The following is a 20,919-nucleotide window of genomic DNA, read 5'->3' on the forward strand; positions in this document are numbered from 1 at the left end:
TTACTTTTAGAATCCCATTACGCTTGCAATAATCATTGTTGCTACTGCCATCAGGAACAGTATACCTAAGAACTTCCACATGAACTTAATCCATTTGGACCAGTCCAATCTTGCGATTGCAAGGGCGCCCATCAGACAACCAGAAGTTGGTACAATCAAGTTAGTCAGTGCATCCCCTAGCTGGAATGCCAAAACGGAAGTCTGACGCGTTACATCCAGCAGGTCCGCAAGCGGCGCCATAATCGGCATAGTCAAAGCCGCCTGACCGGAGCCGGATACCACAAAGAAGTTGAACACAGACTGGAATATATACATCAATACAGCGGCAACTGTACCAGACAGGCCGACAAAAGCGTCCGAAATCCCATGTAAAATGGTATTCAGTACAGTCGGCGCAGTTGGATCTGAACCGCCCAGTACCAACATAATACCCTGTGCCATACCTACAATAATTGCTGCACCTACCAGGTCAGACGCACCCTGTTTAAACGCTGCCGCAATATCGTTTACTTTCATACCGTTCAGTTTGAATACAACGCCAATCACACCTGCAACCAGACCCATAATAAAGAATTGGGATGCAATTTCCGGAATGTAATAGCCGTTTTTCATAACGCCCCATACAACCCAAACCATGCCTGCTACCAGCGTCAGCAGTACCAGAATATGACCGATATTGAACTTTTCTACCGAACCGTTTTCCTGATTGGCTTTAAAATCATCTCTAAAATATGCGTCAGATTCATAAGCGACAGATAAAGTTGGATTCTTTTTAATTTTAGACGCGTAGATCATTGTCATCACAGCGCCTGCACCGGTAAATGCCACCCAGAGAACGATTCTGAATGTTGCGCCGGAGAATACCGGTACCCCTGCAATCCCCTGTGCGATGGCAACAGAGAATGGATTCATCCAGGATGTACCAAAGCCGATCTGGGTCGCAACATAAGTAATCAGCACACCTGTTACGCCGTCGTAACCCATTGCGATGACCATCGGAATCAGAATCATTGCAAACGGAAGTGCTTCTTCACCCATACCGAATACTGCGCCGCCCAAAGAAAACAGGACAAAGAGTACCGGAATCAAAAGTTTTTCTTTTCCGTTGGTTTTCTTGATCATGTTCATGATACCGGATTCAACAGCGCCGGTTTTCAGCACGATACCAAATGCGCCACCGATAACCAGGATAAATGCAATAATGCCTACGGCAGAGCCCCCTTTATCACCACTAACCAGCCCTTCAAACAGATAGTTGAACAGACCTACGCCGCCGCCAGCTTCAAATAAGCTAATTCCATCCTTCAGCGGATTTCCATTTTCATCAAGTGCATACTGGAAACTACCGTCCTTGATAACGGTACGCGTGCTTTCACTGCCATCTACCATGTAGGTGATGTCCTCGGTCTGGTACATCCCCTGTGGAATCAGATAAGTCATCAGTGCCGCCAGACATACGACAAAGAAAATGATAACGTAAGTGTCGGGAACGCGGAATCCTTTGTTTAAGGAGTTGAGCGTTTCACCTTTTTGTTTTTTTGACATTGGTGTTGCCTCCTAATTCAATTTTTCTTAACTCCTATTATATAAGCAAATTTGATGCCAAAAGAAAATCCCCGATTTTTCGAGGATTTTTTGTAGATTTTATGAAAGTTGCGGACAATTTTGGTCGTTGTATGGAATATTTTGGCTTATTTTGGATGATTTCGTACTAAAAAATCCCACCCTTTCTCTGTCAAATAAACACCATATCGTCCGGTGGCAGACTGCACCAGGTCCATTGATTGAAACTGCTGCAGTTCCTGCCTGATTCGATATTCACTGACGGACTTTCCTTGCGCCTTCAAGTGCTTAAAAATCCCTGTCCGACCCGGAATTCCGTTATTTTCGCTGATTTCCCGAATCGCAACCAAAATGCATCGCTGTGTGCTAGTGCAGATACAGTCGGAAAATGCTTCTGCCTGCGCAGCCGGTGGAGACGACTCTTCATCCGGCGGCAAATCTTTCGGCAAAATCGTGTCGCCATCGCATACCGCAAAGGCATATTTCATCGTATTGAGCAGTTCACGAATATTGCCCTGCCAATCACGTTCCAGTAAAAGCGCTGTCACTTCCGGAGAAATGGTCTTAGCTCCATCAAAGCGGGTCTTTAGCCAGTCTTCCAACAACAGCGGAATATCTTCTTTTCGATCCGCAAGAGCAGGAAGATGCAGATACCCCTCCTTCAAACGGTAATACAGATCCTGACGAAAACGCTTTTCCGCAATCATCTGCTTTAGATTGCGATTGGTGGCTGCAATGATCCGCACATCAATGGGGATGATTTTATTGCCGCCCACCCGCATAATCTCACGTTCCTGAATGACCCGTAGCAGTTTCGCCTGCAGCGCCGGCGAGGCGTCTCCGATTTCATCCAGAAAAATCGTACCGCCATCTGCCTGCTGAAACAAGCCAATCTTACCGCCTTTTTTCGCACCAGTGAAAGCCCCTTCTTCATAACCGAACAATTCGGACTCAACCAGCGTATCAGGCAGCGCCGAAAAGTTAATCGCCACAAAAGGCTCTTTGCTGCGTCCCGACGCCTTATGAATGGCGCTGGCAAACAGTTCTTTGCCCGTACCGTTTTCCCCTTCCAACAGCACCGTTAAATCTGAGGCTGAAATTTTTCTGGCAAGATTCTTTGCATGCAAGATTCTCGGTGAGGCGCCGATGATATCATCAAAATGATACTTGGCAAAATGACCGTTTCCAGCAAGCTGCATTCTTGCAGCTTTTGTCACCCTGCTGTTCTCATAAGCAACATCCGAAATACGTGCCGCCGTATCCAAAAGACTTTGAATAAATGTGTCCGTATAGGCATAGATTTCGGTTTCCAACACGCCGTAATGCGCCATAATACGAACGACGGTAGAAGGATCAAAGAGCCGCGTGCCGATATTGTAAACTGCCTTCATTCCTGCAGGAATCTGATCCGGGTCTCCCGGCGTGATAGCAATCCCCACACCTCTCGGCACATCGCAGCCCGGATAAAAAGGAATCAGCTGCAGAAAATCGAATCCGATTCGCTGCAGATTACTAATGCTGTCAACTGCGCTGATCTCGGAATCAGTGACTAACAAAATCTTCTGATCGCGAGGCAGGGTCAGAATCTGATCGATATTGGAGTTGATAACGGTCCGCGTGCCGACAATGTGGCTGCTGATCAACGATTGCCCTCCTTGGTGCAGAAACTGTTCATAAACCTCTTCACTGGAAAACACGGTAAAATAAGTGCCGTCAAGCGGCGGATTTTTCTCCTCGACCATATACGGGACGATGGCAACATCTTCCGGCAGAAAGCCGGAAAGCTGCTTTGCTAAACTCTTTTGGGTAAACCTACTGCCGGTCACAAGCAGCAGCGCACGTGTTCTATCACTTTGTCGATCCATGGTGCCTTCCTTTCTGTACTTTACACTACAAATCAGTATAGCATAGAAGATACCTTGATACAATGTATGATTTCTTGATTACGTATACATCCGCAGCCGCTCTATAACGCTGTCCCGCACCGTTTTTTTCTGCAGTACCAGCGGAATCACAATGCAAATAGCAAAGAGAAACATCACGCCGCACAAAAGCGCTGCCCACGGATAGGAAAAGGTAAAATACGCAATACGCTGGTTCACCAGCTGCCGCATTCCATAGAGCACGCCGCTGCCGGCTGTCAGCGTCAGACCTGTCACAATCAGACTATAAAAGATCCCTTCTAACACAATACTTTTCCGAAGCTGCTTTCGCGTCATCCCCAAACTCTCCATGACAGCAAACTCTTTCCGCCGCGCCGTAAGCCCTGTCAGCGTCACATTGATATAGTTCAGAAGTCCCATGGACAGAAGCACCAGACATATTCCACCCATAATCACTCTGCTGGAACCGATATAGTCCCTTGCTGCCGTAAGCAAATCCGATTTGGCGGTAATCTCTAAAATTCCCTGCTCATACTGCAAATCTGCAGGGTGCAGCTTCTTTTGCGCCCGGTTATAAGCAGAAACCATACGATCCGCCTGGGCTTTTACAAGAGGTTCCGATGCCAGTTCCACGTTAAAGTCCAGCCTGAAAATCCGTTCCGGAAGTCCCATCCGCGCAAACCCCTCTTCACTGACCAGAAAATAGAGGATGCTAGGTCCATTCCAAGTCGTCATCATGTTCGGAAATCCCTTTGCGGTAAAGTCCAGATAACCGCTGCATTCCATCTGGGTCTTCCGATCTTTCGCCAGGCTAAAAAGCTGCGCCGGCTGTCCTACCGCCTCCCTGCTTTTTTCTTCCATCGCCTGCGATAAATTATGGTAATGCAATACGATAAAGCCTTTCCCCGCGCGCACTGCATCCATGTCGACCATCTCCGACAGTTCCTTTTCCTCTACATACCTCGCAAGTTCTTCCAGCACATCATCATGGAGCGTCTGCACCACAAAGGGCAGAAATGTCTCATGTTCAAGTTTCCAGGAGGCAAGACGCATGGATAAAGCGGTTTCACTACTCTTCACCCTGCCAAAACCGCCGTCGACCGTCTCTGCCTCTGTCACACCAGGTAGGTCGAGTAATTCTTGCGCAAAATCAGAATCAAAATGGATCTCATCATCGGTGTAGTCCTCCGCCGTCATGGCAGAAGCTCCGCACATAATACTAAAATCCTGATTATCATATTCAATCTGTGCTGTCTGATCAAGTCCTGTTGAAAGCACGACCGTACTTAAAAAGACTGTCATAGAAAGAGTCAGGGAAATGACCGCAATCACAAATCGTTTTCTATAGCGAAATAAATTTCTGCATGCCAGAAGCGCCAGACTGAAGCGCTGATTTCCTGGCTTCTGTTTCTTTCTGCGCCTTGCAGAAAGTCCTACAAATTTTACCGCCTCAATCGGCTGCATGCTTATGACTTTCATCATGGCAAGGGACGTTGCCGCAAATGTGACAAAGACGCCAAATTCCACTGCAAATACCAAAATCCACGGTTTAAACGCAATCATAGCCGACGCGCTGCCAAACTCATGCAAATACAGATTTTCGAGGAGTTTTGGCACGATAAAAACCATCATTGCCATACCGGCTGCCATTCCCAGCAGGCAGCCTTTGCACACAATCCAGCTTGTTTGTCTGTATACAATCCGTGCCAGTTGTCCTTTGGTCGTCCCCAGCGTCTTTAAAAGACCATACTGCCGCACATGCTCCACCATAGAAATGCTCATGATATTATAAAGAAGCAGCCAGGCGCCTGCAAAGATGACGATGGCCAGAATCACCGCAACGTCAAAACCGCCGGCAAATTCATAGATTGCGCTGTAGGTCAACGCATTTCCGCCGAAAAACTGCTGTGTATCATCGGTCATTTCCACGTCTTGATACAATCTGTCCTCTGCCGTCTCTCCGTCCAAACTGTCCTGCTGCTTGATTAAAAGCGTGGTATGCTGCTGCGACGCCAAATGTTCCTTTTCTAAAAACCGTTCTGAAAAGAACCCATAGGGAGGCGCTTTTGCCGCTTCCACATATTCTGTATAATATCCGGAAAGCCGAAAGGTCTGCTGCAGCCTTTGTCCTCCTGTCGTCTGCATCGTTACATCAATTTCCATGCCGAGGTGAGGCTTTGCAATCCCTAAATCAGAAAGCGCCCGCATTGGCAGCATCACTTCATCTGCTTCTTTCGGATACACACCGTGTATATCACTGTAAGCCGGCGCCTGCATGGTTTCATAAGCCGTTTCATCTAAAACCAGACAGGTAAACGCCTCCGTTTCGCCGATATAGACTTCTTTTCCTACGGCTTTAATATAGTCCAGGTTTTCTATGACCGCAATCTGTTCTTCTGTGGCGCGCTCCAGCGTTGTCGATGCAGTCGTTCCCATCATTCTCGCGTAAAGTAGGCAGTCCGCCTCCAGTTTTCCTGCGGACAGGCTGAATACAGAAAAGATCAGAAGGACGACAAAGGCAACAGCGCAGGTGAGCACTCTGTTTCGGTTCAGATTTGCCCGATACAGTCTTCGTGATAAAAGGCGCAGCACTTCTCCATTATTATTCCGCATCACTGCCTCCTCTTACTTTTCCATCCTCGATTCGAATCATCCGATCTGCCATCTGCGCAATTTCCTCGTTATGGGTCACAATCACCATCGTCTGTCCAAAGCGTGCGGCACTTGCTTTCAGCAGTCCGATGACTTCCAGACCGGTTCTGGAATCCAGATTTCCCGTAGGCTCGTCCGCAAGAATGACCGCAGGTTTGGTCATTAACGCTCTTGCAATGGCCACTCTCTGCTGCTGTCCGCCTGAAAGGGTTTCCGGCATATTGCAGAGTTTATCTTCTATGCCGAGAACTTCTACTACCTGCGCAAAGAACGCTGCGTCCAGTCCTGCGCCGTCCAGCTTTAAAGGCAATGTAATATTTTCTTCCACGCTCAAAATCGGCAGCAGATTATAGTTCTGAAACACGAATCCGATATTTCTTCTGCGAAATACGGTGAGTTCTTCCTGCGTCAACTGTTCCAGACTTCTGTTTCTGATTGTGACGCTGCCCTCTGTCGGCTGATCCAGACCGCCCAGCATATTGAGCAGCGTAGTCTTTCCGCTGCCGGACGAACCGATGATTGCTGCAAACTCCCCTTCCTCTATGGAAATACTTACTCCATCCAGCGCCCGCACCGCGCCGGACGGTACTACGTAAATTTTTTGCAGATTCTCTGTTTTGACAACTTCCATCTAAACACCTTCCTTTCTGCCTTTATCCTACCAAATAGTATTTACAATTTCCTTACAAAAAGAAAAACTGTCCCTGCAAAATTACACCCTGTGTATTTTGCCGCACAGTTTTCTCCTGTCTTATCATCGTGCAGGCAGAAAAATCGATACTTTCAGACCCTGCTTCTGCCTTTTTACTTTCATAAATCCGTCATGCTGGCTGATGATTTCTCTCGCCAAATAAAGTCCGATGCCAAATCCTTCCTCCACCGTCACGCGTTTTCCTCGATAAAACCGCTGAAAAATCAAATTTTCTTCTCCTTCTTCTATGCCAATGCCGTCATCCCCCACGGAAATTTCCGTAAACATGGCATTCTTTTCTGCTTTGATCAGAATCCTTCCGCCATCCTGCGTGTATTTCACACTGTTATCCAAAAGATTTACCACTGCTTCCCCCAGCCAGTTCGCGTCGTGGGGCACAGATAAACGCGGTTCCATGGAAAGCTGCACATCAATGTGCTTTTCCAGCGCCTGCTGACGTATCTGCAAAATGCAGGAAAGCAATGTTTCGTGCAAGCTGCAGGATTCTTTTCGGATTTGTATGACACGGCTTTCCAGCCTCGCCATTTTTATAAAACTCTCTGTTAAAAACCGAATTCTCTGCTCTGCGGCCATGACAGCCTGAAAGTAAGCCGCCTGCTCTTGCGCCGAAAGGTTTTCCGAAGAAAGAAGTTCCAGATAGCTTTCCATATTCGCAAGGGGATTGCGCAGCTGATGGGCAATTTCACTGATCAGCTCCTTCAGTCCATCTCGTTCTCTGCACACTTGCTGCTTGCTCTCCCAGATCTGATCGGAAAGCCTGACTAACTGATGAGAAATCTTCGACGGCAGCGTATCTGAAATACAATCCGCGAGTTCCAGCCTCTTGCCGTGATTTATGGTTTCTAGCGCTTCGGATAGTTCCTCCAGCGCTTTTTTTGTATTTCGCATCGCACTTCCTACTTTCCAAAAGTATAACCCATTCCAAACACATTCCTGATGAAAATCGGTTCCTCCAGATTGGGTTCGATTTTCTTTCTCAGCCTGCTCAGCGTCACATTTACGGTATTTTCCTCTACAAAAGCGCCGTCCGCATCCCAGACCTGTTCCAGCATCATTTCTCTGGTAACGACTCTGCCCCGGTTTTTTACAAGAAGCTCCAGCACTTTATATTCCTTGGCAGTCAAATTGATGGCTTCACCCCGATAGGTTACCGACTTTCTGTCAAAGTCCATTGCAAGTTCCAGATAGGAAAATCGCTGATTCTGACCGCTGCTCCTGCGCAGGATCGCCTCCACATGTTTCAAAAGCACCGCCATGGGAAACGGTTTGACAAGATAATCGTCCGCGCCAAGATCAAAAGCCCGAATCATATCACTTTCATCATCTCTTGCCGTCAAAAACATCACCGGCGTCTGCCCGGATTCTCGAATACGCCTGCAAAGTGTAAAACCATCGCCTGCAGGCAGATTCACATCCACAATGAATAAATCCGGCTGCTTGTCAATCAGCGCCGTTCCTTCCCCGTAGGAATGCGCCCTGTCTACCGCATAATCTGCTTTTTTCAATGTCTGATACAACGCCTCGTTGAACAGCCTGTCATCCTCCACAATGGCAATCCGCTTCATCCTTGACTCCTTTCGTACCCATTCGTTTCTATTGTAGCAAAGAAATCCGAAAAGGGAAATACTTTTCTTGGGGCATGAAACAGCAAAGACACGAAGCTGGATTTTTGTTCCGAAATTCATACTCTGACCGTTTGGGCAATAAATCGCCGTCATACGGTCAGACTTGAAAATCCTGTTGAGGCATTTCTGACCGTAAAAGGCTAAATTTGAACGAATACAGTCAAAAAAATAAACTCACTGACTTTCAATACTGTGAATTTATATCTTCAATTCCATTATATTATAGTTTCTTCCAAAATGATGAGGAAAAACTTTTGAGAATTCCCTTTGAACAAGGGAATTTATAACCGCAATTGTTCGAAAAAGAGATTTGCGGTCATTTTCGGCCTGTCACACGTTTTAAAGATGACCGCAAGATAGCATTTTTGCTACAATACAGTCAGATTTGTCGTCACGAAAGAAATTCAAATATTTTCACGTGTTTAGACTACCCTTTTATTTACGACGTTTCCGAATGAAATATACGATTAACGACACAGTGACGCCTATTCCACATAAAAAAACTAATAATGTCAGCATCTGCTGAATTAAAGTAAATTAAGCCATGTTCACATGTTCACCTCATATAAGCAGGGATTATATGGAGTTATACTCCTCAATTCGGTAATAAACATCATGACAACCAACACCCCCCGTATATCAAACCCATAATAACCGCAGGAAGTCGTTGTCTTTTAAGTGAATCTAAGTATAGGTTCATTTGTTTTCTCTCCTTTCAAAAGGATAAAGAAAGACTGCAAGCGCAGTCTTCCTTCATGTCATCTTAGTTGCTTCTCCATGTACCTTCTGCCTGCGTGTCTACAAGCGTTGTTACATCATTATGCCACGTAGAACAATAAGCCATATTCATTTTTTTTCCTTTTCAAGTAGTGTGCAATAATCCCAAAATACTGAAGTATTATTTTCTATATCATACTGAGATACACCTTGAAATAGTCGCAATTCTTTATATAATTCTTGAGATGAGCATTCAATATAACCAGTTTTTTTTTCAATTATAATCCTTATAAGTTCCTCTTTTTCTAAAGCTCCAGATAGAATCGCTTTCTTATAATAATTCTCACTTTTTGTATTTCTTATTATATCGAAAATCAATATATCAAGTTCATCATATTTTAAAAACTTATTTTTATTTAATTCACATTTTATAATATTATTTATAATAATATTAAATCTTGAATCACTTAATTTCTCCGGTTCAATCATAGTAACATCAAATTTATTATTTAAAAAACTCGTTATATCTGATAATTTTTTAATCAAATTACACTTCACCCCTTATTTTCATGCGACAAATCTATTTATATTTATTTAATAGGTTTCTGTCCAACAGGATCTCCTGCACTAATCCAACCATAACCCATAATATATGCTTGATAAGTTCCCACATCTACTCTAACTGCTTTGACTGATGTTGCAAGCTTTACTTCTTTCAATCGAACATGAGCCTCTTTAGCTGCCATAAAGTTTCTAGTACCTGGAGAAAATGTCGGTACTAACTGTTTTCGATTCAAAAGATTTGTATTCCAAATTTCAAAGTTCGTAATCTTCACAGCATTTGCAGGATCATCACCTGTATACTGCACATAAACTTCAACCTTTGTTGTATCTCCTGATCTAATAAACACAGGCTCTAGTCTTGCGGAACGAAATATCCCTGCAACATCAATTGAAATATTTGGAGTATATTGGCTATCAAATGCTTCCCGATTGCTTCCATAGACCGGTATTTCTTCAGAAACACTAACTACTTCATTTGCGAATGTAGTAGAAGAACAAATGAACATGCATATAATTAAACTTATAGTTGCTAAAAATAATTTTTTTGATAATGATTTTTTCTTCATTACTCTATCCTTTCCAATCAAAATACAATTTCCATCTTGATTTTCTCCTAATCTTGCGCTAACTTCTTTATTTTCCGCCCAGCAGCTTTTCAGCCACTCCCACCAATTGGAATCAAGATATTCTGGCATACACTCACCTCCCGCAAACCTATTTGCTAACACCTTCTAGGTTCACTCTATCATAGGTCTGCGCAGGTTCCAATTTAAATGTTGCAGGTGGTTGCTTTTTTGATGTAGGTGGTCGTTTACTTTCCTTAAATTTCTATTTTTGTCGTAACCTGTCCTTCTTCATCATACTCCCAGGTCAATGTTCCGTCATATTTTTCTACTACCTGCTGCATATTCTGTGTGCCAATTCCATGATTTTCCTTGTCCTGTTTACTGGTTAAAAGCTGTCCGTCCTGCACCCTGGGCGCTTCCATGGCTGAATTTCTAATTTCCAGGAACAACATCTTTTTATAGGATTTGATCAAAACAAATACTTCTCGTTTTTCTGCACATCTTTCAGCCGCTTCACAGGCATTTTTCAGTCCATTGGAAAGGAGCATCGCAAGGTCTGCGTCACTGATTCGCATCTGTGCAGGAAATCTTCCCGCCACAAAAAAGTCTACAGCCGCCTCTTCTGCCCATGCCGCCTGGGCATTCACAATGGCGTCTGCCACCAGATTTCCAGTGGCTATGTAATCAAAATCTCTGGCTTTCTGTTCTAAATCTTCTGTATATCTGCGAAGCTGGGTCAAATCTCCCTCGTCGATCAACGCCCGCAGTGCCAGCAAGTAGGCTTTCTGATCATGTCGAAAGCTTAGCAACTTCTTGTTTTTTACTGTGATTTCCTCGTACTGTGCCACCTGCTGTTCGATGCACCTCTGTTTAAATTGATCGTCTTCTTTTAACTTCTTCCTCTGCTCGTAGAGCACGTTAAGCAATACACCAAAGGCAAGCATCCCGATGCCCAGCACACACACGGCAAGCTGCATCGCCACTTTATACCGATAAATCATACCGTTATCCATCGCTATTCCACTGGCAACCCCAATTACAACACCTGAAGAAAAAATCCACACTGCATAATAGAGCACTTGTTTCCAGCCGAACTGCTTCAGATAATGCTGCAGTACCGGCTTCGTATATTTGGATATAGCCGCTGTCACACCCAGTATCACGATGCAAGTTGTCATTCCGCAAATTGCATCAAGAGCAACCTCCCGCTCGCTTTCCAGCACCATCCCCGCGTACCAGAACATTGCGATTACGCTCTGCACCAGCGCTTCTGCGGTCATCAGAGCAAAATGCAGCAGAAACGTAACCTCTGCCAGTACCCGCTTTTTTCCCGCAAAACAAATGACAGCAAACATCATCTGCACAAACAGCGATACAAAAATCCGATTTGACGAATCTGAAAGCAAAAGGGTTACCACTGCACCTGTCAGCACCAGAACCGCACCCAATAACAAAGCGTCCCTGCGCAGGGAAAAAGAGAATCCAAATATGCCGCACAGAACAACTGCCAAACGCAAAAGATCAATGAAATACACCCCTGTATAAAGTACATTCATATCAGTTTCGCCATCCTTTTACAATAGTTTCGATAAGATTCTTTGCACGCCGCTTTTCTGCGCCTGCTGATATGCAGCACACCCAAGCTGTGCTCCAAAATAGCACCCTCCCCGTTTATTTCCTGTATATAGGCGCAATTGATCAGATGCCGGTCACTGACTCTGAGAAAGTCAGTCTCCTGCAGCGTTTCCTCCCATGCAGACAAGCTTTTTCGCTGATTAGAAACATGTTCACCCGATACCAGATACACATCGGTGTAAACGCCATCTACCGCAATATAGGCGATATCCGCGCTGCTGACAGTATTTCCGTCTTCCAATTCTATCCTGATGTCTCTGGGCAGCAATCGGATTGCAGTTTCCAGAGATTCTTCTATTTCAAACTGCCGCGCCGGCTTGGCAATAAAGCTAATCACATTCCGTCCAAAAGCCTGCGGCATCATTTCCGTGTGACTGGACACAAAGATAATGAGAGGCTTTCCATCTGTCTGGCAAAGCATATCCTTTGCTGTAATCCCGGAAATACCGGGCATTTCAATATCCAAAAGTAGAATATCCGGATCATGCTGCATAATTGTTTCTGCAGTATACTCCGTCAGAATTTCCGCTTCTATCCCGGAGCGTGTTAAATAATCCATGCACTGCGCTGCAAGTGCCTGCGCGCAATCCCTTTCATCCTCACAAATTAAAATCCTCATATCCTGTTCCTAATCAATCCATGCTATTTCTGTTTTATTATATTTTATCATGCTAGATATTGTAATTCAATCATTTTCAAAATATAACAAACAAGCTCCCTCATCTTGAAGGAACTTGTTATCGTAATATCCATATATTGCATCACAGTGTACGGACCTGCCGCGGATTTATTGTTGTTCCGCAAGCTTTTTCATCACACCTGGAATGTCGATTTTCTGCGGACACCGGGAAAGACACGCGCCGCAGGAAAGGCACGCCGAAGCGCCTTTCGTCTCTGACAGCATGCCGATTTTCCAGGTAGAACCGGTAATATTCTGCTCATTGTATCCTTTGATCAGCAGCGGAATCTCAAGTCCTGCTGGGCAGATGCCGCAGCAATACCGGCAGCCGGAGCACGGCACACCCATAGTTTTGAGAAAGGCGCCCGCCGCCATTTGTAATGTCTTCCTCTCCGCGGCGCTCAACGGCTTTGGCGCATCAAACAGCGCTGCATTTTCGATGACCTGAGATACATCCGACATGCCAGAAAACACGGTCTGTACGCCCGAAAGTCCCAGCAGAAAACTTTCCCGCGGATATTTTGCAAGAGCCTCCCCCAGAAACCTTTCTGAATCACCGTCCTGATAAGACCAGGCAGTGTCAAAGACATTGATGCCCTGCTGCATCGCCGCGTCTACCACCTTCTGTCCCGCCGCCCTATCAATCCTGTTTGGATCGCCGTCTACCGTCGGAAATCTGAGGCCCCCAAGTCCAAGGGTAGAAATCTTTTTTCCATAAAAATCCTGATACTGCATCCGTCATCTCACCTTTCTTTATTCTCTTACCCATTGTACCCCTTGCAGGCTGCAATAGCAAATACGCATCAAGTATACCTTCCATGCCCAAAAGGCATGAATTGTTCTTAAGAAAAAATTAAGAGGTTCCTCTGGTTTTTCTTCCGTCTTTCCTGCTATGATTCTTTTAACAAGAAAAATACGAGGTGAATTGAAATGAAAAAGAATCTGTTATTCATAACTGCACTGATACTAATACTTGCGATTGCCTGCACCGGCTGCAGCAAAGCTTCCCCCGGCAGCACAGACGATAAGAAGCCTTCAGAAAACACCAAGAACAGCGATGTCCTGCATCAGCAAAGCCAGCTAAAAGAATCCAAAAAACTCTCTCTTTCCGAAGATGGAAGCCTCACAGTGGAAATCGATACACTGGCAAAACCTGACAGCATTGCGCCTGAAGATAAACCGATTTTTCTTGCCGTCAAAGTAAAGGAAGATGCCGATATCGCCCTGCGCTACACCTATGATACCTATGGAAAAGAGGGCGTCATGCTCTGCTGCGACGTCAACGATAGCGATGAAAATAAAGTTCTGCTGAAACCCATCTATACCATGCGCCTAGCACAGTCTTCTGAGGAAAATTACGGAGAAATCTGGCTCGGTGGCGGTACATTTTTGAAAAAAGGCACTAATCTGTTTTATTTAAGCGCAGGCGATCAGACCCTGCCCTGCCGCATAATTCTAAAACTTACCTTTTTTGATCCAGACAGGGTAGAAAGCATCACGCTGTATCCTGCCGAGAGTTAAAACTTTTCCACTGCAAAACCGCCGCGGTCACCCGCGGCGGTTTTGGTCTACTTAGAAGGTATTGCTTTATCTCACTCATACAGTATAGGACCATTCATCAAAGATCCTTTTCTCTACATCCTCATTTCCATGTGACATCAGCCACAGCAAAACTGCAACCTCTTTGTCCCGCCCCTCCAGGGGCTTATCCCTCTTACTATCCTGTCGTTTCTTATGTTTTCTCTTGTTTACCATGTTCTCCTCCTGATAAAATTTCTAATTCTAATTCCCTTTTGCATTTTCATTATACAGTCTGACTTTGTAGAAAACGATAAAATTATGTGTGCATTTTGTGAGTAAAATCTTGCGAAATTATTACAAATAGTGGTATCATACTATCAGTGACTTTAATATACCAGAAGCATTTGGAGGAAATACATGATTAGAAAGTTTGCAAAATACTATAAACCGCATTTACGTCTGTTCACATTGGACATGGTATGTGCTTTTATCGTGGCGTGCTGCGACCTGTTTTACCCAGTCATCGCCAAGAATATTATCAACGACTATGTGCCAAATCAGAACATCCACCTCTTCGTCGTTTGGGCGATTGTTCTGCTCTGCATTTACGTGCTGAAAGCATTTCTCAACTACATCATTCAGTACTGGGGTCATATCGTCGGCGTCAGAATTCAAGGAGATATGCGCCGTGAACTGTTTCGTCACCTGCAAAAGCTTCCATTCTCATTCTTCGATGAAAACAAAACTGGCGTCATCATGAGCCGGATGATTAACGACTTATTCGAGGTATCTGAACTTGCCCACCACGGTCCGGAGAACCTATTTCTATCGCTGATTATCTTAATCGGCGCTTTTATCATGCTGGCACAGATTAGTTTGCCGCTGACACTGATTACCTTTGCAGTGCTGCCATTTATGATTTTCTTCGCCTTTAAAACCAGAACCATGATGAATAAGGCTTTCAGCGAAACCCGCGTTAAAACTGCAGAAATCAACGCTAATGTGGAAACCGCCATCGCTGGCATCCGTGTTTCCAAAGCTTACACTGCAGACGAACATGAAAATCAGAAATTCAATGTCGCCAACGAAAATCTTAAACGCTCCCGTTCCGGCGCTTACAAAGCTATGGGCATTTTCCACTCTGGCATGACACTGTTTATGGACCTTCTTTATCTAGTGGTGCTTTCCTCAGGCGGACTCTTTTTCTTCTATGGAAAAATCAATGCCGGCGAGTTTGCCGCATTCCTGCTTTACATTTCTATGTTCCTGAATCCTGTCAATAAACTGGTTTCTTTCTATGAACAACTACAGGAAGGAATGACGGGCTTCCGCAGGTTTTGTGAAATCATGGCGATTGATGAAGAAGAAAGTGACAGCACAGATTTACTTCACCCTGACCATCTGGACGGTAATATCTGTTTCGAAAACGTTACCTTTAGCTACGAAAACAGCGACAAGGAAGGCGAAGCACCGCCTGTTATCAAAAATCTCACCATGGATATCAAAAAAGGACGCACCCTTGCCCTGGTTGGTCCATCCGGCAGCGGTAAAACTACCATGTGCCATCTGATTCCAAGATTTTACGATGTAGATTCAGGTCGAATCACTATAGACGGCATTGATATCACAAAAATTTCCCGTTACGATCTTAGAAAAAATATCGGTATGGTTGCACAAGACGTCTTCCTGTTCAACGGTACGATACGTGAAAATATCGCCTACGGCAACTTAGATGCCACCGATGAAGAAATCATCGAAGCTGCAAAAAAAGCCAACATTCACGACTACATCCTAACCATGGAAGATGGCTATGATACCCAGGTTGGCGAGCGTGGCATCAAACTATCCGGCGGTCAAAAGCAGAGAATTTCCATCGCCCGCGTATTCCTGAAAAATCCACCGATTCTGATTCTTGATGAAGCGACTTCCGCCCTGGATAACGCTACAGAAATGCTGATTCAAAAGTCTCTGGAAGAACTCGGCCGCGGCAGAACCTCTGTCATCGTCGCCCACCGCCTGTCTACCATAAAAAGTGCAGATGAAATCATCGTTCTCACAGCTAACGGTATTACTGAGCGCGGCAGTCACGACGAGCTGGTAGCTGCTGGCGGCATGTATGCAGAACTTTATCAGTATCAGTTTAGGGAATAGCTCTTCCCATTATTGCAATCATCGAAAGTTGTGTAAATGTATCTGTTTATACAAACATTTACACAACTTTTTTCTATTTCTATGAACAATGTTGTGCAGACTGTTCTTTTTTAGCCAATATGCACAACTTTATTTCGCTTACATCTTTAAGAGTTGTGCATAGGTTAATAGACCTCACTATTTTACACAACAGCTGCACGAATTTACTATGTAAAGATTATTTCCGGGCTAAAAAGTTGTGCTAATTTAGTGTATTATTAACTGTCTACAAAACTCTTCTCTGATTAAACTCACAAAAGTTGTGTATCATCTCTACATATCTCTTTACCTGCAAAACTCTTCAATAATCTTGTCTATGAGCTGCGTATTAATATTCCCGTATATATCTTCAAAAGTAAAAATAATATCTTCCCACGGCTTGAATCCGTTCTCTAAGTAAAACTTAACTTTCCACATGACATCTTCCATATATTCAGCGTTTCCTATCATTCCAAAATGCTCAAGAAGCTTAATACGATTTTCACTTTTTACTAAAATCCTAAAGTCAGGAACAATTATTTTTCCATTAATTTTTATGACTTCTTCATACCTATATTCGATTTTCTTTGTAAAGAAAATATTTGAAATAATGGCTTCAGATTTTGATCTGACAAAATCACCTTTTAAAGTCTGATGAACCAAATGTTCTGAGTATTTCTGACTTCTTTCATATTTACTACTACCCCAGCTAGAAGAATTTTGTTTGCTTAAATTAAAATAATCGATTGGCATTTCTCTATAAGCTTTCGGTGACTGTGTCATCATCTCTTCTAAGTTTATCGATATGTACTCCTGTCCTATTTTCTGAAGAAGCTTCTGATTTGAATCAATTCTCTTCAGTGCTTCTTCTAAATAGTATCGTTTCTGTAAATCTTTTACTACTTCATTTTCTCCACTGCCCAAATACTTCCGCTCTCCATTTGACAGGTGAAAATAGTAAGGCTTTCCTTTTACAGTATTAACCGAAAGTTTTCCTTCCGGTAAGCGCTTCAACTCTTTCCGATAACGCTTTGCGAGCTCCCTTTGATATTCTAGTTCTTTTTCTGCATATAATTTACTATTATACAATATATTACCATCTCCTTCCTGTTATAATTTTCACTATACTGCTGTTGTATGGGGAAATCAATGGTAATTTTCAATCTGCCTACAAGTTTTATTCATAAAAAAACTGCGCACTTGCTTTTGAAACAAATGCGCAATCCTTCTTTTTCACGTTTTTACATCATTACGCTAATGACTTTTGGATTATATCCGCCAGCAGCCAGCGCTTCAATGATGTTTTTCTTATGGTCAGAACCAAATGCCTCAATGGTAATTTTCAGTTCCACTGCCGCATTTCTATTGGTGCTGACAAACTGATTATGATCCAGTCTGATAACATTGCCCTGCTCTTTGGCGATAATACTTGCTACATTAACGAGCTCACCTGGCTTGTCCGGCAAAAGCGTAGATACGGAAAAGATTCGCTCTCTATGAATCAGTCCGTGCTGTACTACCGAAGACATGGTTATAATGTCCATATTGCCACCGCTGAGAATGGAAACAATTTTCTTTCCTTTTACCTTCAGGTGCTTCAGTGCAGCCACCGTCAAAAGTCCGGAGTTTTCTACAACCATCTTGTGATTTTCTACCATATCTAGGAAAGCTACCACCAATTCATCGTCCTCTACTGTAATGATATCATCGATGTTTTCTTTAAGGTAAGGAAAAATACTGACACCCGGCGTTTTCACAGCTGTACCGTCAGCAATTGTACTGATTGTAGGCAGAGTTACTGGCTCACCAGCTTTCAGCGAAGCCTGCAGGCAGTTTGCACCTGCCGGTTCAACGGCAATAACTTTAATCTTTGGATTCAGCATTTTAGCCAGCGTTGATACGCCAGTCGCAAGACCGCCGCCGCCAACAGGAACCAGGATATAATCCACTATAGGCAATTCTTTAATGATTTCCATAGCGATGGTTCCTTGACCTGTTGCTACTGCTGGATCATCAAAGGGATGAATAAAAGTATATCCTTTCTCCTCCGCCAGCTGCTTTGCATGGGCTGCAGCCTCGTCATAAACATCACCGTAGAGAACCACTTCCGCACCATAGCTCTTTGTACGGTTCACTTTCATCAAAGGCGTAGTAGTCGGCATAACGATAACCGCTTTACAGCCATAAGCCTTTGCCGCATAAGCAACCCCCTGGGCATGATTGCCAGCAGAAGCTGTAATCAACCCCTTTGCACGTTCTTCGTCTGTTAATGTACTAATTTTATAATACGCGCCTCGAATTTTGTATGCACCGGTCACCTGCATATTTTCCGGCTTCAAATAGACTTTATTTCCGGTCTGTTCACTGAAATAGTCACTGTAAAGCAAATTAGTCGCTACCGCAACTTTCTTTACGACCTCCGTCGCCTGCTCAAATTTATCTAATGTTAACATCTTCTGTTTTCCTTTCCAAAAAATCTCTAGGAATTATTATACTCCTTGTGTGTATGCACTGCAAGGAAAAACTGTATTCCGTCACGGCAAGCCTGTGAAAAATGGTCATCGTGATTTCTGCTCGAATTCATATGTAAAGCAGCCACTTTATTGCCAATATTGACAGAAATCAAAAAAAGTGTCAATCCTGTCAATGTTTTTACGGTGAAACATTGACTAAATTGACAGATTCTCGTTTTTTTGTCAACATTGGCAATATTTAAGCCATCCTAGGTAAGAATTCAGCCTGTTTATTGACAAAATCTCGTAAATTAACGAAATTTGTCAATATAAAATAGAAAAAAGCGTTCATGCCTTCCCGTGTTCCATACCACAGATACCAATCCCACCTTTCCATAAAGTAAAACTTTGGGATGGGTGTCCAGAAACCTTGTTGCCCCGGACAATCACAACAGGGTCATTGCTTCTGCAACAACCCCGTTATTATCAATCAGGTTAGTCTTCCAGCATGACTGCACCCTTGTTGGACGGTGCAACCATCTTGGAATATCTGTAAAGCCAGCCGCTCTTTACGTTCGGCTCGCGCGGCACATAAGTTTCACGCCGTTTTGCAAATTCTTCATCGGAAACCTTTGCATTGACACTGGAGTTTGGAATATCGATTTCGATGATATCACCTTCCTGCAGCAGTCCAATTTCGCCACCGCTGGCAGCTTCCGGACAAACGTGACCGATAGAAGCGCCACGGCTTGCACCACTGAATCTGCCGTCTGTAATCAGTGCTACGGTTTTATCCAGCTTCATGCCTGCAAGGGCACTGGTCGGATTGAGCATTTCTCTCATGCCCGGACCGCCCTTTGGACCCTCATAGCGGATTACGACTACGTCGCCGTCTACAATCTTTCCGTTGTAAATTGCATCAATCGCGTCTTCTTCACAGTCAAAAACTCTTGCCGGACCACTGTGGGTCAGCATTTCCGGTGCGACTGCACTTTTCTTAACAACACAGCCGTCCTTTGCGATGTTGCCCCAAAGAATAGCAAGTCCGCCTGTTTCGCTGTACGGATTGTCAGAAGGACGCATTGCGCCCGAATCCAGCGAACCCTTTCCTTCAATATTTTCGCCTACAGTTTTTCCGTTTGCGGTCAAAAGAGTCGTATCGATGAGGCCTTTTTTGGAAAGTTCAGCAAGAACCCCCTGCACACCGCCTGCGTTGTTCAGGTCGTGCATATGTGTGCCGCCAGCAGGCGCCAGATGACACAGATTCGGTGTCTTTGCACTCATTTCGTTGAACAACTCCAGATTCAGCTCTACCCCTGCTTCGTGAGCAATTGCCAAAAGGTGCAATACGCTGTTTGAAGAACAGCCCAGCGCCATATCGCAGGCAAGAGCGTTTCTGATTGCCTTTTCGTTTACAATATCTCTGGCCTTAATATCTTTTTCAACCAGGTTCATGATTGCCATGCCTGCGTGCTTTGCAATCATCATTCTGCCGCTGTGTACAGCCGGAACTGTGCCGTTGCCCGGCAGTGCGATGCCCAGCGCTTCGCATAGACAGTTCATGCTGTTTGCCGTATACATACCGGAGCAGGAACCGCAGCCCGGACAGGTATTCTGTTCAAATTCCAGCAGCCCTTCATCATCGATGATATCCGCCTTGCGAGCGCCGACTGCCTCAAACATCTTGGAAAGAGATGTCTCTACACCGCCTACAAGTCCGCTCATCATAGGACCTCCGGAGCAAACCACAGTTGGAATGTTCAGACGCAGTGCGCCCATCAGCATGCCTGGTACGATTTTGTCGCAGTTCGGAACCAAAACCAGACCATCAAACTGATGCGCATTTGCCATAGTTTCTACGCTGTCTGCAATCAGTTCCCGGCTTGCCAGAGAATATTTCATACCGATATGCCCCATAGCAATACCATCACAAACACCGATAGCAGGCACCATAATCGGTGTGCCACCTGCCATTCTGACACCAGCTTTTACTGCTTCGGTCACTTTATCTAAATGCATATGTCCGGGAACTATCTCACTGTGTGCAGAAACCACACCGATCAGCGGACGTTCCAGTTCTTCTTTCGTGTAACCCATAGCATAAAAAAGGCTTCGCATCGGAGCCTTTTCTACGCCTTTGGTTACGTTATCACTTCTTCTTGACATAATAACTGTAACCT

Annotated in this window: 17 protein-coding genes; 2 read left to right on the forward strand and 15 right to left on the reverse strand. The window is 44.4% G+C overall.

From position 1 onward, the window contains the following. Positions 1-6 precede the first annotated feature (6 nt). The 11 genes from yfcC to V1225_RS11070 form a co-directional block, all read right to left on the reverse strand. Positions 7-1,545, reverse strand: coding sequence for a putative basic amino acid antiporter YfcC (gene yfcC / locus V1225_RS11020; protein WP_161907856.1), 1,539 nt, complete (start codon positions 1,543-1,545; stop codon positions 7-9). A gap of 146 nt (positions 1,546-1,691) precedes the next feature. Further along, positions 1,692-3,428 carry a sigma 54-interacting transcriptional regulator gene (locus tag V1225_RS11025; RefSeq protein WP_338546450.1) on the reverse strand — a complete coding sequence of 579 codons (1,737 nt, stop codon included), beginning with the start codon at positions 3,426-3,428 and terminating at the stop codon, positions 1,692-1,694. 78 nt (positions 3,429-3,506) lie between these two features. Continuing rightward, positions 3,507-6,059 carry an ABC transporter permease gene (locus V1225_RS11030; RefSeq protein WP_338546452.1) on the reverse strand — a complete coding sequence of 851 codons (2,553 nt, stop codon included), beginning with the start codon at positions 6,057-6,059 and terminating at the stop codon, positions 3,507-3,509. Further along, positions 6,049-6,729: an ABC transporter ATP-binding protein gene (locus tag V1225_RS11035; RefSeq protein ID WP_161907859.1), complete on the reverse strand. Its 681-nt coding sequence runs from the start codon at positions 6,727-6,729 to the stop codon at positions 6,049-6,051. The genes V1225_RS11030 and V1225_RS11035 overlap by 11 nt, the downstream gene beginning before the upstream one ends. A gap of 123 nt (positions 6,730-6,852) precedes the next feature. Continuing rightward, positions 6,853-7,698: a HAMP domain-containing sensor histidine kinase gene (locus tag V1225_RS11040; RefSeq protein WP_161907860.1), complete on the reverse strand. Its 846-nt coding sequence runs from the start codon at positions 7,696-7,698 to the stop codon at positions 6,853-6,855. A gap of 8 nt (positions 7,699-7,706) precedes the next feature. Beyond that, positions 7,707-8,375 carry a response regulator transcription factor gene (locus V1225_RS11045; RefSeq protein WP_160201105.1) on the reverse strand — a complete coding sequence of 223 codons (669 nt, stop codon included), beginning with the start codon at positions 8,373-8,375 and terminating at the stop codon, positions 7,707-7,709. Positions 8,376-9,281: 906 nt separating this feature from the next. After that, complete coding sequence (locus tag V1225_RS11050; RefSeq protein WP_160201106.1) at positions 9,282-9,698, reverse strand: hypothetical protein; 417 nt, start codon at positions 9,696-9,698, stop codon at positions 9,282-9,284. A gap of 44 nt (positions 9,699-9,742) precedes the next feature. Further along, the gene (locus V1225_RS11055; RefSeq protein WP_160201107.1) at positions 9,743-10,411 is read right to left on the reverse strand and encodes a hypothetical protein; all 669 of its coding nucleotides are present in this window, start codon (positions 10,409-10,411) and stop codon (positions 9,743-9,745) included. A 125-nt stretch (positions 10,412-10,536) separates the two neighbouring features. Continuing rightward, the gene (locus V1225_RS11060; RefSeq protein ID WP_338546455.1) at positions 10,537-11,838 is read right to left on the reverse strand and encodes a GHKL domain-containing protein; all 1,302 of its coding nucleotides are present in this window, start codon (positions 11,836-11,838) and stop codon (positions 10,537-10,539) included. Beyond that, the gene (locus V1225_RS11065) at positions 11,835-12,536 is read right to left on the reverse strand and encodes a LytTR family DNA-binding domain-containing protein (protein WP_338546456.1); all 702 of its coding nucleotides are present in this window, start codon (positions 12,534-12,536) and stop codon (positions 11,835-11,837) included. Before V1225_RS11065 ends, V1225_RS11060 begins: the two co-directional genes overlap by 4 nt. A 168-nt stretch (positions 12,537-12,704) precedes the next feature. Continuing rightward, positions 12,705-13,331 carry an aldo/keto reductase gene (locus V1225_RS11070; protein ID WP_251630488.1) on the reverse strand — a complete coding sequence of 209 codons (627 nt, stop codon included), beginning with the start codon at positions 13,329-13,331 and terminating at the stop codon, positions 12,705-12,707. 195 nt (positions 13,332-13,526) lie between these two features. Here V1225_RS11070 and V1225_RS11075 point away from each other — a divergent pair, with 195 nt between their 5' ends. Beyond that, positions 13,527-14,117 (forward strand): hypothetical protein, encoded by a 591-nt coding sequence (locus tag V1225_RS11075; RefSeq protein ID WP_338546458.1) that lies wholly within the window; start codon positions 13,527-13,529, stop codon positions 14,115-14,117. 75 nt (positions 14,118-14,192) lie between these two features. Here V1225_RS11075 and V1225_RS11080 read toward each other — a convergent pair whose 3' ends face one another. After that, positions 14,193-14,351: a hypothetical protein gene (locus V1225_RS11080; protein ID WP_160201112.1), complete on the reverse strand. Its 159-nt coding sequence runs from the start codon at positions 14,349-14,351 to the stop codon at positions 14,193-14,195. 183 nt (positions 14,352-14,534) lie between these two features. Here V1225_RS11080 and V1225_RS11085 point away from each other — a divergent pair, with 183 nt between their 5' ends. Next, on the forward strand, positions 14,535-16,268 hold the full coding sequence (locus V1225_RS11085) for an ABC transporter ATP-binding protein (RefSeq protein WP_338546460.1): 1,734 nt from the start codon (positions 14,535-14,537) through the stop codon (positions 16,266-16,268). Positions 16,269-16,592: 324 nt separating this feature from the next. Here V1225_RS11085 and V1225_RS11090 read toward each other — a convergent pair whose 3' ends face one another. The 3 genes from V1225_RS11090 to ilvD form a co-directional block, all read right to left on the reverse strand. Beyond that, the gene (locus V1225_RS11090; RefSeq protein WP_251630490.1) at positions 16,593-17,375 is read right to left on the reverse strand and encodes a hypothetical protein; all 783 of its coding nucleotides are present in this window, start codon (positions 17,373-17,375) and stop codon (positions 16,593-16,595) included. A gap of 152 nt (positions 17,376-17,527) precedes the next feature. Then, entirely contained in the window at positions 17,528-18,739 is a 1,212-nt protein-coding gene (gene ilvA / locus V1225_RS11095; RefSeq protein ID WP_338546461.1) for a threonine ammonia-lyase, read from the reverse strand. A gap of 495 nt (positions 18,740-19,234) precedes the next feature. Then, positions 19,235-20,905, reverse strand: coding sequence for a dihydroxy-acid dehydratase (ilvD, locus tag V1225_RS11100; RefSeq protein ID WP_338546463.1), 1,671 nt, complete (start codon positions 20,903-20,905; stop codon positions 19,235-19,237). Positions 20,906-20,919 lie beyond the last annotated feature (14 nt).

Origin of the sequence: Emergencia sp. JLR.KK010 (genome assembly GCF_037018265.1) — a bacterium.
In the GTDB taxonomy this organism is placed as follows: Bacteria; Bacillota; Clostridia; order Peptostreptococcales; family Anaerovoracaceae; genus Senimuribacter; species Senimuribacter intestinalis.